At 62.4% G+C, this 10,370-nt stretch carries 12 protein-coding genes and 1 pseudogene; 9 read left to right on the plus strand and 4 right to left on the minus strand.

Annotated elements, in window-relative coordinates; translation table 11 throughout:
• Window positions 1-221: 221 nt before the first annotated feature.
• From AB4Z43_RS24585 to AB4Z43_RS24610, 6 genes are all read left to right on the plus strand, one after another.
• Window positions 222-986 carry an SDR family oxidoreductase gene (locus tag AB4Z43_RS24585; RefSeq protein ID WP_441939194.1) on the plus strand — a complete coding sequence of 255 codons (765 nt, stop codon included), beginning with the start codon at window positions 222-224 and terminating at the stop codon, window positions 984-986.
• A complete protein-coding gene (uvrC, locus tag AB4Z43_RS24590; RefSeq protein ID WP_019857310.1) occupies window positions 983-3,049 on the plus strand; it encodes an excinuclease ABC subunit UvrC in 2,067 nt (688 codons plus the stop codon). Before AB4Z43_RS24585 ends, uvrC begins: the two co-directional genes overlap by 4 nt.
• A gap of 97 nt (window positions 3,050-3,146) precedes the next feature.
• Entirely contained in the window at window positions 3,147-3,743 is a 597-nt protein-coding gene (gene pgsA / locus AB4Z43_RS24595; RefSeq protein WP_010915213.1) for a CDP-diacylglycerol--glycerol-3-phosphate 3-phosphatidyltransferase, read from the plus strand.
• Between the two features lies 1 nt (window position 3,744).
• A complete protein-coding gene (moaD, locus tag AB4Z43_RS24600) occupies window positions 3,745-4,002 on the plus strand; it encodes a molybdopterin converting factor subunit 1 (RefSeq protein WP_019857311.1) in 258 nt (85 codons plus the stop codon).
• Window positions 4,003-4,007: 5 nt separating this feature from the next.
• Window positions 4,008-4,487, plus strand: coding sequence for a molybdenum cofactor biosynthesis protein MoaE (locus tag AB4Z43_RS24605; RefSeq protein ID WP_441939197.1), 480 nt, complete (start codon window positions 4,008-4,010; stop codon window positions 4,485-4,487).
• Between the two features lie 95 nt (window positions 4,488-4,582).
• The gene (locus AB4Z43_RS24610; RefSeq protein ID WP_441939199.1) at window positions 4,583-5,347 is read left to right on the plus strand and encodes a YbaY family lipoprotein; all 765 of its coding nucleotides are present in this window, start codon (window positions 4,583-4,585) and stop codon (window positions 5,345-5,347) included.
• A gap of 60 nt (window positions 5,348-5,407) precedes the next feature.
• On the opposite strand, the gene ndk is transcribed toward AB4Z43_RS24610, so the two are convergent.
• A complete protein-coding gene (gene ndk, locus AB4Z43_RS24615; protein WP_019857314.1) occupies window positions 5,408-5,830 on the minus strand; it encodes a nucleoside-diphosphate kinase in 423 nt (140 codons plus the stop codon).
• A 131-nt stretch (window positions 5,831-5,961) separates the two neighbouring features.
• Here ndk and AB4Z43_RS24620 point away from each other — a divergent pair, with 131 nt between their 5' ends.
• Entirely contained in the window at window positions 5,962-6,387 is a 426-nt protein-coding gene (locus AB4Z43_RS24620) for a DUF2934 domain-containing protein (RefSeq protein ID WP_441939201.1), read from the plus strand.
• 83 nt (window positions 6,388-6,470) lie between these two features.
• Here the strand turns inward: AB4Z43_RS24620 and AB4Z43_RS24625 are convergent.
• Window positions 6,471-7,162 (minus strand): annotated as a pseudogene (locus AB4Z43_RS24625) (glutathione S-transferase family protein).
• 67 nt (window positions 7,163-7,229) lie between these two features.
• Between AB4Z43_RS24625 and AB4Z43_RS24630 the strand changes: the two are divergent.
• Complete coding sequence (locus AB4Z43_RS24630) at window positions 7,230-7,742, plus strand: DinB family protein (protein WP_019857317.1); 513 nt, start codon at window positions 7,230-7,232, stop codon at window positions 7,740-7,742.
• A 23-nt stretch (window positions 7,743-7,765) separates the two neighbouring features.
• Here the strand turns inward: AB4Z43_RS24630 and AB4Z43_RS24635 are convergent, their stop codons facing one another.
• The gene (locus tag AB4Z43_RS24635) at window positions 7,766-8,341 is read right to left on the minus strand and encodes a GNAT family N-acetyltransferase (protein ID WP_441939203.1); all 576 of its coding nucleotides are present in this window, start codon (window positions 8,339-8,341) and stop codon (window positions 7,766-7,768) included.
• A gap of 80 nt (window positions 8,342-8,421) precedes the next feature.
• Window positions 8,422-9,381, minus strand: coding sequence for a LysR substrate-binding domain-containing protein (locus AB4Z43_RS24640; protein WP_441939205.1), 960 nt, complete (start codon window positions 9,379-9,381; stop codon window positions 8,422-8,424).
• A gap of 112 nt (window positions 9,382-9,493) precedes the next feature.
• On the opposite strand from AB4Z43_RS24640, the gene AB4Z43_RS24645 reads away from it, so the two are divergent.
• Window positions 9,494-10,330 carry a hypothetical protein gene (locus AB4Z43_RS24645; RefSeq protein ID WP_019857320.1) on the plus strand — a complete coding sequence of 279 codons (837 nt, stop codon included), beginning with the start codon at window positions 9,494-9,496 and terminating at the stop codon, window positions 10,328-10,330.
• The last annotated feature ends 40 nt before the right edge of the window (window positions 10,331-10,370 follow it).

Consider the following 10,370-nt stretch of genomic DNA (forward strand, 5'->3'; position numbering starts at 1 on the left):
CGAAATGTCAGCAGCGATTTCATGCTGCGCTGCACACCGCTTGGTGCAAGGAGTCCAGCATCCTATATTGCGTTCCGGCGGTTCCGACTCCAAGACGAGTCGGCATGCCGAACCGGGCGTTTCGCCACAATGCTGCCCCAAGTGCGAATGCCGTTTAACGCATGCCGGGCCATATTTCGTCGGCGTCGTGTTTTCGGCCCGAAATCGAGGATTGACAGCAGATGAGCAAAGCCACTCCCGCGGCCCTGGTGACGGGCGGGGCGAAACGGATCGGCAAGGCAATTGTCGAAGACCTCGCCGGCCATGGCTTTGCCGTCGCCATCCACGCCAATCGCTCGCACGACGAGGCGGATGCCTTGGCCGCGGGGATCAATCAGTCCGGCGGCCGCGCCACCGTGGTTGGGGCGGATCTGACCGACATGAGCGCCGTCGGCGGCCTCGTCGGCAAGGCGGAGGCCGCGCTGGGTCCAATCTCTCTGCTGGTCAACAATGCTTCGCTTTTCGTCGACGATTCCATTGAGGGCTTCGATTGGCAGGCCTGGGACCGCCACTTTGCGATCCACGTGAAAACGCCGGCGTTGTTGGCGCAGAATTTCGCCCGCGCCTTGCCTGAAGGGCGCGAGGGGCTGATCGTCAATATCATCGATCAGCGCGTCTGGAGGCCGACGCCACGCTACTTCTCCTACGCGTTGTCGAAGTCGGCTTTGTGGACCCAGACCCAGATGCTGGCGCAGGCGCTCGGCCCGCGCATTCGCGTCAACGCGATCGGGCCTGGCCCGACACTGAAGAATGTGCGCCAGGACGATACCGATTTTGGCGCACAGCTCGCTGGCCTGATCCTGAAGCGCGGCCCGGAATTGCCGGAATTCGGCGCCACCATCCGCTATCTCTGGGATGCGCGCTCGGTCACCGGTCAGATGATCGCGCTCGATGGCGGCCAGCATCTTGCATGGCAGACGCCCGATGTGACAGGCATGACGGAATGAGTCCTTTGGATCACAAAAACAAGGCGCGTGGCGGCGCCGATGACCTGCCTCCCGAAATCGACCTCGAGGACGAGGCGCTCGAGGAGATCGTCGAACCGACAGGCCCGGATGTCGCCTTCACCGCCATCGACTGGACGCCGCATGCCGGCGATGCCGAAGGCATGGTCGGCGCCGAGGTGATCCAGACCTTGGTCAAACGGCTGCCCAACGCACCCGGCGTCTACCGCATGATGAACGCCGCAGGCGACGTGCTCTATGTCGGCAAGGCGCGCAGCCTGAAGAAGCGCGTCACCAACTACGCGCAAGGCCGGTTCCACACCAACCGCATCGGCCGCATGGTGCGCGAGACGTCGACGATGGAATTCGTCGTCACCCGCACCGAGATCGAGGCGCTGCTGCTCGAAGCCAATCTTATCAAGCGCTTGCGGCCGCGATTCAACGTGCTGATGCGCGACGACAAGTCGTTTCCCTATATCCTTTTGACCGGCGACCATGTCTCGCCCGGCATCTACAAGCATCGTGGCGCGCGGTCGCGGAAAGGCGACTATTTCGGCCCCTTTGCTTCGGCCGGCGCCGTCGGCCGCACCATCAATTCGCTGCAGCGCGCCTTCCTGCTGCGCAGTTGCACCAACTCGTTCTACGAGAACCGCACGCGGCCGTGCCTGCTGTATCAGATCAAGCGCTGCGCCGGCCCCTGCACCGGCGAAATCTCGCATGACGGCTATGCCGAACTGGTCGCCGAGGCGAAGGATTTTCTGTCCGGCCGCAGCCAGAAGGTGAAGACCGAGATTTCGGCCGCCATGCAGCAGGCATCTGAAGACCTCGATTTCGAACGGGCCGCCATCTATCGCGACCGGCTGGCCGCCCTGTCGCATGTGCAGAGCCATCAGGGCATCAACCCGGCGACCGTCGACGAGGCCGATGTCTTCGCCATCCATCAGGAAGGCGGGCAGGTCTGCATCCAGGTGTTCTTCTTCCGCACCGGCCAGAACTGGGGCAACCGCGCCTATTTCCCGAAGGCCGATCCTGCCCTGGAAGCGGCCGAGGTATTGGGCTCGTTCCTGGCGCAGTTCTACGACGACAAGCCGACGCCGCGCGCAATCCTTCTGTCGCACGGCGTCGAGGACCAGGAATTGCTGGCCGAGGCGCTCTCGACCCGCGCCGGCCGCAAGGTTGCGATCTCTGTGCCGCAGCGCGGAGAGAAGAAGGACCTGACCGACAACGCCCTGCAGAATGCGCGGGAGGCGTTGGGCCGCAGGCTGGCCGAAACCTCGACGCAAGGACGGTTGCTTGCCGGTTTCGCCGAGACCTTCGGCCTGGCCAAGCCGCCGGTGCGCATCGAGGTATACGACAACTCGCACATCATGGGCACCAATGCCGTCGGCGCCATGGTTGTCGCGGGACCGGAAGGGTTCGTGAAAAACCAGTACCGGAAATTCAACATCCGCTCGACCGAGATCACTCCGGGCGACGATTTCGGCATGATGCGCGAGGTGATGGAGCGGCGCTTTTCGCGACTGCTCAAGGAGCATGGCGATGTCGCGCCCGACGACGCCGCTTCGGTGGAAGCGGGCGATGATGTCGAAGACGACATCTCCGGCAGCTTCCCGGCCTGGCCCGACGTCATCCTGATCGATGGCGGCCAGGGCCAGATGACGGCCGTGCGCAAGATTCTCGCCGATCTCGGCATCGAGGACCGCGTCGTGGCGATCGGCATCGCCAAGGGGCAGGACCGCGATGCCGGCCGCGAGCGCTTTTTCGTCAAGGGCAGGGATTCTTTTTCGCTGCCGGTGCGCGACCCCGTGCTCTATTTCGTCCAGCGGCTGCGCGACGAGGTCCATCGCTTCGCCATCGGCTCGCACCGGGCGCGGCGCAAGAAGGAGATGGTCAAAAGCCCGCTCGACGAGATCGCCGGCATCGGCCCCGGCCGCAAGCGCGCGCTGCTGCTGGCATTCGGCACCGCCAAGGCCGTCAGCCGTGCCGCGATCGAGGATCTGAGGAAAGTCGACGGTATTTCCGAACAGGTCGCCAAACTGGTCTACAATCATTTTCACGAAAGTTGAAAAATTCGGCACTTTCAGCTGGCCAGTCGAATCTGACCTGTTGACCCCCTACATTCGCTTCTGATTTGAGTACGCAGGCAGAAAGAGTCCACCAGATATGGCCCAGCGCGCGTTCAACCTGCCCAACATGCTGACCTACGCCCGCATCATCGCGGTGCCGCTGGTGGTGCTGTGCTTTTTTCTCGAAGGCCATCTGAAATCGAGCGACTTCGCCCGCTGGTCGGCGCTGGTCATTTTTCTGCTGGCATCCGTCACCGATTATTTCGACGGCTATTTTGCGCGCGCCTGGCAGCAGACCTCCAATATCGGCAAGATGCTCGACCCGATCGCCGACAAGCTGCTGGTCGCGACCTGCCTTTTGCTGCTGGCGGCCGACACCGATCGCCATGCCGGCATCGCCGGCTGGTCGCTGTGGGCGGCCATCATCATCCTGTGCCGCGAAATCCTGGTTTCCGGCCTGCGCGAATATCTGGCGGCACTCAAGGTCTCGGTGCCGGTGACGCAGCTTGCCAAGTGGAAGACCACCATCCAGATGGTCGCCATCGCCTTCCTGCTGGCAGGACCGGCCGGTGACAAGATCTTCCCGCTGACGACGCAGACCGGCCTTGTGCTGCTGTGGATCGCCGCACTCGTCACGCTCTACACCGGCTACGACTATTTCCGCGCCGGCCTCAAGCACATCATGGACGAGTGAGATGACGACCCGCCTTATCTATTTTGCATGGGTGCGCGAACGGATCGGCATGCCTCAAGAGGATGTCGAATTGCCCGCCGGCATCGAGACGGTCGCCGACCTTTTGCGCTGGCTGCAATCGCGCGGCGAGGGCTACGAACACGCGCTGCAATATCCCGACGTGATCCGCGTTGCCATCAACCAGGAACATGTCGACCACCGCGAAAAGATATCGGGCGCGCGCGAGATCGCGCTGTTCCCGCCGATGACCGGAGGTTGACACCCATGTCGGCCGTCCTGGCGCCGACCGTGCGCATCCAGCGCGAGGATTTCGACGTCGCCGCCGAGATCGCCGGACTGACGCAAGGCCGCAGCGACATTGGCGCGGTGGTTTCTTTCTCCGGCCTCTGCCGCGATGAGCAGGGCGCGCTCTCAGCACTGGAGCTCGAACATTATCCCGGCATGGCGGAGGCCGAGATCGGCCTTATCGCCACCGAGGCGGTTGAGCGCTGGCCGCTGCAGGGCCTCACCGTCATCCACCGCCATGGCAAGGTTCGTCCGGGCGAGAATATCGTGCTGGTGGTGGCCGCCTCCGGCCATCGCCACGCCGCGTTCGAAGCGGCGAACTTTCTCATGGATTACCTCAAATCGCGCGCGCCCTTCTGGAAGAAGGAGCATCGCGCCGATGGTTCCGAAGGTGGCTGGGTCGAGGCCAAGGAAACCGACGCCCAGGCGGCAAAGCGCTGGAAGTCACCGTCCGAATAAATCCAGTCGCAGCCATGTATTGACCGCAATCCTTTGGCCAATTGCGTGAGGTTGATCAGCCCCGGGGATTGGCAGTCCGGGCAAGGGAGGTGGTCATGCTGGACAGGCTCGCGGAGTTCTTCGTCTTCGGTTTCGTGCCTCTGGTCGTCGGCATCCTGGCGGTACCGGAACTGTCCGTGGCCGCCGAAAAGGCGGTGAGGGGCGAGGTGATCTATCGCGAACGCATCGCCCTGCCGCCCAGCGCCGTGCTTTCCGTCCAGCTTGCCGATGTTTCACTGGCCGATGCACCGGGCAAGATCATCGGCGAGCAGACGGTCAAGCCGGCCGGCCAGGTGCCGATCAGCTTCGAGATCAAGTTCGATCCTTCGGTGATCCGGTCGCAGATGACCTATGCGCTGCAGGCGCGGATCACCGTTGACGGCAAGTTGATGTTCATTTCCGATGTGCGCCATCAGCTGGACCCGCTGACTGACGCGCCGCAGACCATCATGCTGAAAATGGTGGCGTCAGGCGCCGAGCCGGCGGCTTCCGTCTTTGGCCAGCTCTGGGTGCTCGACTACGTCGATGGCATTGGCGCCATCACCGCGCCGCAGGCGACGCTCAGGGTCAGCGAGGCTGGCAAGGCGGGCGGCAGCGGCCCCTGCAACACCTATTTCGCCACCGCCAAGGTCGATGGCCAGGCGATCGCCATCAGCGACATCGGCTCGACCTACAAGGCCTGCGCGCCGGAGGTGATGGCCGAGGAAAAGGCGTTGTTCGATGCCTTGGCCAAGGCGGCGTCCTACAAGGTCGATGCCGGCAAGCTCGCCATATCGGACAAGGACGGCCGCGAAATCCTGCGCTTCAGCGCCGCGAGCTGATCGCCAAATGAAAAGGCCGGCGAAGCGCCGGCCTTTTGCATGAGATTTTGCAGTATCGGCTCAGCCGACGATCTCGGTGTCCGAGAACCAGTACTTGATCTCCTGCGCGGCGGTTTCCGGCGCGTCGGAGCCGTGCACCGAATTCTCGCCGATCGACAGCGCGTGGACCTTGCGGATGGTGCCTTCGGCGGCGTTGGCCGGGTTGGTGGCGCCCATCACTTCGCGGTTCCTGGCAATGGCATTCTCGCCTTCCAGCACCTGGACGATCGTCGGAGCCGACGACATGAACTCGACCAGTTCGCCGAAGAAGGGACGGTCCTTGTGGACGGCGTAGAAACCTTCCGCCTCGCGGCGGCTCATCCAGACGCGGCGCGATGCGATGACGCGCAGGCCGGCGTCTTCGAGCATCTGGGTGATGGCGCCGGTGAGGTTGCGCCGGGTCGCGTCCGGCTTGATCATGGAAAAGGTGCGTTCGAGCGCCATGGGGTTTCCTTGTCTGAGAAATGGAATTGAGAGTGGCGGGCTCTATACAAGCCGCCCGGCCCATTGCCAAGGGGTGAGGAGCGGTCCGCGAAGCGGACGGAAAGCCGATTGCCTGGCTTTCAGAATGACGAGTGCCCAAAGCGGGGATTGAAGGGCCGCAACGCTACGCACATCTATGTCAGGCCGGCAAGCCGTCAGGCGACATCAGACGGCTGCACAGCAACGCTTTGCTTGCTATAGTCGCGCGTCGGCGCCGCGCTGAAGTCGGCCCGAATGGAGACAACATGACCATGGCAGACGATCGTCAGGAGCGCATTCGCAACCGCGCACATCAGATCTGGCAGGAAGAGGGGCAACCGGCCGGTCACCACGAACGCCATTGGCACCAGGCGGCAGCCGATATCGATCGGGAAGATGCGGGCAAGCCGTCGGCAGCCAAGAAGCCGGCCAAGAAGGCATCTGGCGCCAGCAAGGCCAAAGCCGCTCCAAAGGAAGAGAAAGCTGTCGCGAAAGCCAGCAAGCCGAAGACCAGCAAGCCAAAGAAGGCTGCCAAGTAGGCCCGCTGTCCTGCCGCTGATTCTCGCCACGGATAGACGGCGCGTCCAATCTGCCTTGCGGGCAGGGCAAGCGCTTGCGGCCGTCAGGCCGCTGCCGCAACCTTTCGTCCCAGCCCGCCATGCAGGTCGAGGCAACGCGCGAACCATTGCGCCACGGCATCGCTGTCTTCAAGCAGCTGGTAGGGCGTGGCGATGCGCGCCCATTGCAGCGCGCCGAAGACGATGTAATCCGCAAACAGCGGTGAGGCGCCGCCGATGAAAGGCTGGTAGCCCAGCATCGAGCGCAGCGGTTCGAGCGAAGTCCGAAACGCCGCCAGGCCGGCATCGCGCGCCGCGACGACATCTTCCAGCTGCCTGCCGAAGCGCTGCTCCCGGCTCTGCCGGAAATACACGGCGTTTTCTTCGTCCTGCATGGCATGGAGGTCGACGAGCGCCGCAGTGGTGACGTAGGGATGGATGGTCAATTGCGACCAGCGCTCGATGAAGCGCGCCATCGCCTTGCCACCGTCGCCGCCAACAGCGTCGGCCGGTCCGGATAGGCTTCCTCGAGATAGAGCGCGATGTCGAAGGAATCGATGACGACCTTGTCGCCGTCGCGGATCACCGGAACGGTTTTCGAGGCGCCGCCCTCGATGGCGGGCACCTCGAGAAAACGCGTCGGCGCGGTCGAGATATCGAGCCCCTTGTGGGCCAGCGCCATTGTCGCCTTCCAGCAATGCGGACTGAACGGACGGCTCTCGTCACGCCCGACGAGCTCATAAAGCAGAATGGTCATTGGCGCGGGTCTCTTTGCGGTCTAGGTATCGCTCGCGACACCCCGAAACGGGGCGGCGGGAGAAAAGATGAAACAGCACTTCATGATGTTTGCGGCGTATAATCAATGGGCCAATGGCCGCATCTATGATGCCGCCGCGGACCTTGATGAAGAGGAATTCAATCGCGACGTCGGCGCCTTCTTCGGCTCGCTGATGGGCACCCTCAACCATCTGCTCGCCGCCGATCGCATCTGGATGAAGCGCTTCACCGGCGAGGGCGACGCGCCGACGGCGCTGGATGCCATACTGCATCGGGCCTTGCCCAAGCTGAGGACGGCGCGCGAGGCCGAGGACCGGCGGATCATCGACTGGCTCTCCGGCTTGAGCGACAAGGCGCTGTCGGGCCGCTTCACCTATATGACCCTGTCGGACATGCGCACCGTGTCGCAGCGTCTTGCGCCCGCGCTGGCGCATGTCTTCAACCACCAGACCCATCATCGCGGCCAGGCGCATATGATCCTGACTGTCCTCGGCCGTCCTTCCGTGCCGCTCGATCTGGCGCATTTCCAGCGTACCGAAGAGGGCAGGGCTTTCGCCTGATCCGGGCGAACGGCCTGCGCCGACTACCGCCGCATCTTCTGCAGAAGCATGGCCTTCACGTCAGGCCATTCGGAATCGATGATGCTGAACCGCACGGAATTGCGTTTCCTGCCGTCTGGCATGATCCGCTCGTTGCGAACGATCCCTTCCTGCTTTGCCCCTATCCGCAGAATGGCCGCTCTCGATGCGTCATTGAGTTCATCGGTGGTGAACTGCACTCGCACACACGCCATGACCTCGAAGGCATGGGCCAGGAGAAGGTACTTTGCCTCGGTATTGACCCCTGATCGCTTAACCGAAGCGCTGAGCCACGTGTGCCCAATCTCCAATTTTCTGTTCATGCGATCGATCTTCCAGAACCGCGTACTCCCGCAGATCGCTCCCGTGCCGCGCAGCACGATTGTATAAGGCATGACGGTCCCGGCCCGTCGTCCAGCCAGGGCGCAGGCTACATAGTCATCGATCGTGGCTGGCCCGGGAACCACGGTGGCCGCGAGGTTCCACAGCTCACCGTCCGCGGCCGCACACAGAAGGCCCTGCGAATGCCCCGGCTGAAGCGGCTTAAGTTCCACAATCTTGCCGGCCAGGACAGGTTGCATGGATTGGACGTCCATTAACCGATAGTCCTCAATTTTCTGACCGGCGGTCATCGGGGGACAATTGGGCGCTGATACGAATTTCAGACAGCTTCGGTAGCCAGGTCGCGGATTTCACTGTCCAATTGGCGTTGCGTCGAAGCCGCTTCCGCCATGACCCATTGTTTGAACAGCAGCACCTTACGTGCGGCAAAGCACTTCTGGGGGGAGACGAAATACCAGCCGGCGGAATTCGGATGGTGGACGGCAAAGGGAGCGACCAGCCTTTCGGCGCGGATGTCGCTGGCCATATAGGCACGGTTGGCCACGGCAAAGCCCATTCCGGCATTGGCGGCCTCATAGGACATCATGCACGAGTCGAAATAGATGCTTTTGGTCTCGCTGAGCACGAAGCTGGCACCGGCAAAGCCAAGCCAGGACTGCCAGTTCTGGGTGCAGGTGTCGGAATGCAGAAGTGTGAAGTGCCTGAGATCGTCCGGCTCCACCTTGGACACCGGCTTGTCGCCGAGAACCTCATGGAACAGTTTGCGGCTGCACACCGGTGTCAGGTCCTCCCGAAACAGCAGATCGGATGGCAGCCCGTTGAAATGGCCGTCGCCATAGCGGATTTCGAGATCGAAATCCGAGGTCGAGAACTCATGCGTCGCGTAGGAGGTCGAAACCCGCATCACGATATCGGGATGTCGCCGCTGGAACTCCGGCAGGCGCGGAAACAGCCAGCGTGCTGCGAAGGTCGGCAGCACGGATATCTTCAGCACATGTTCCTGCGATTGCCCGGTCGCTTCCATGCTGGCGGCGACGATCCGCTCCAGCGCCTCGCGAACGCGCGAGACATAGGTCTCGCCTTCCGGCGTCAGCGACACCGCATTGCCACCGCGCTGGAAAATCTTGAAGCGCAGCTGATCCTCCAAGCTCTTGACGCGCTGGCTGACCGCTGACGCAGTGATGAACTGCTCCTCTCCGGCTCGCGTGAAATTCCCGTGGCGCGCAGCACTCTCCACGATTTTCAGCGAATTGAGGTTGACCTGACTGAGCAAACGCACCGGCTTCGACCTTAAGCTGGGCTTACACTAGCACCAGCATTCCTAATTTTACAGGGGGTGCTAATTTAATCGACTGTTAACCAAGTGTTTGCCCCTCACTTGGAGAAGTACAATGAACGCACATACCATACCCGATCTGCGCTATGCGATGAGCCGCGAGGCCATTATCGGCCACGAAACCGCCTGGAAAGTGTCGAGTTTCGGCGTTGCACAGTATCTGCATGGCTATGACCCGGCGCTGCTCGCGGCAATCGAGGAGGCCGCCTTGAAGCTCAAGGACAGCCACGCCGTGCACAAGCACCTCGACCTGACCTTCATCACCGGCGCCGACCGTTTCATTCCCGAAATCAAGGAGTTGCTGCACGACAAGCTGCGCCTCGAGCGGCTGTCCGACATGATGGGCACGAAACTTGAGCCCTATCCGCTGTCGATCGTCGGTTCGACCGTCACCTTCATGAATCCCAGGGATGGCGCCGTCGAATGGCATTGCGACGGCGTTCCGGTTACCGAACTCATTCCGCTGTCGATCAGCGATCCGCTCGTCGGCGGCCATCTCGAAATCTATTGCGACGATTCCGAGACCGGCCGCGCCATCCTCGAATCCGGCCGCGAGATCCCGCGCAACCGCATCATGCGCATCGATCACAAGATGAACTACGCGACGCTCGGGCAGTTCCTTGGCGTCCTGCATCGCACCGCCCCGATCCAGTATGGCGAGCGCGTCACCCTTGTGCTCAACCAGCGTTCTGTGGCCAAGCCCTATGTCGACGACAACCGCATGTTCTATCTCGCCGCCGACAATGATCACGACCGTGAATGGGTCAACGAACTGGCTGAAGACGTCTGGACCAACCAGTTGCCGGCCTATCGCCGGTTCGAGGCGGAACATCCGACGCCCACCCCGGCCGCCGAAGCACAGGTTTCGGGCGGAGCCAGGGAATCATGGTAATCAACCATAATCCCGAAAAGTGGGAGCCGGTCTTCGGACG

The organism is Mesorhizobium sp. 2RAF45 (genome assembly GCF_052115225.1).
In the GTDB taxonomy this organism is placed as follows: domain Bacteria; phylum Pseudomonadota; class Alphaproteobacteria; order Rhizobiales; family Rhizobiaceae; genus Mesorhizobium; species Mesorhizobium jarvisii.

Bases quoted from the DNA above. Each gene is read 5' to 3' on its own strand.
- AB4Z43_RS24585 (WP_441939194.1), top strand. From the start codon at position 222: ATGAGCAAAGCCACTCCCGCGGCCCTGGTGACGGGCGGGGCGAAACGG.
- uvrC (WP_019857310.1), top strand. From the start codon at position 983: ATGAGTCCTTTGGATCACAAAAACAAGGCGCGTGGCGGCGCCGATGAC.
- pgsA (WP_010915213.1), top strand. From the start codon at position 3,147: ATGGCCCAGCGCGCGTTCAACCTGCCCAACATGCTGACCTACGCCCGC.
- moaD (WP_019857311.1), top strand. From the start codon at position 3,745: ATGACGACCCGCCTTATCTATTTTGCATGGGTGCGCGAACGGATCGGC.
- AB4Z43_RS24605 (WP_441939197.1), top strand. From the start codon at position 4,008: ATGTCGGCCGTCCTGGCGCCGACCGTGCGCATCCAGCGCGAGGATTTC.
- AB4Z43_RS24610 (WP_441939199.1), top strand. From the start codon at position 4,583: ATGCTGGACAGGCTCGCGGAGTTCTTCGTCTTCGGTTTCGTGCCTCTG.
- ndk (WP_019857314.1), bottom strand. From the start codon at position 5,830: ATGGCGCTCGAACGCACCTTTTCCATGATCAAGCCGGACGCGACCCGG.
- AB4Z43_RS24630 (WP_019857317.1), top strand. From the start codon at position 7,230: ATGAAACAGCACTTCATGATGTTTGCGGCGTATAATCAATGGGCCAAT.
- AB4Z43_RS24635 (WP_441939203.1), bottom strand. From the start codon at position 8,341: ATGCAACCTGTCCTGGCCGGCAAGATTGTGGAACTTAAGCCGCTTCAG.
- AB4Z43_RS24645 (WP_019857320.1), top strand. From the start codon at position 9,494: ATGAACGCACATACCATACCCGATCTGCGCTATGCGATGAGCCGCGAG.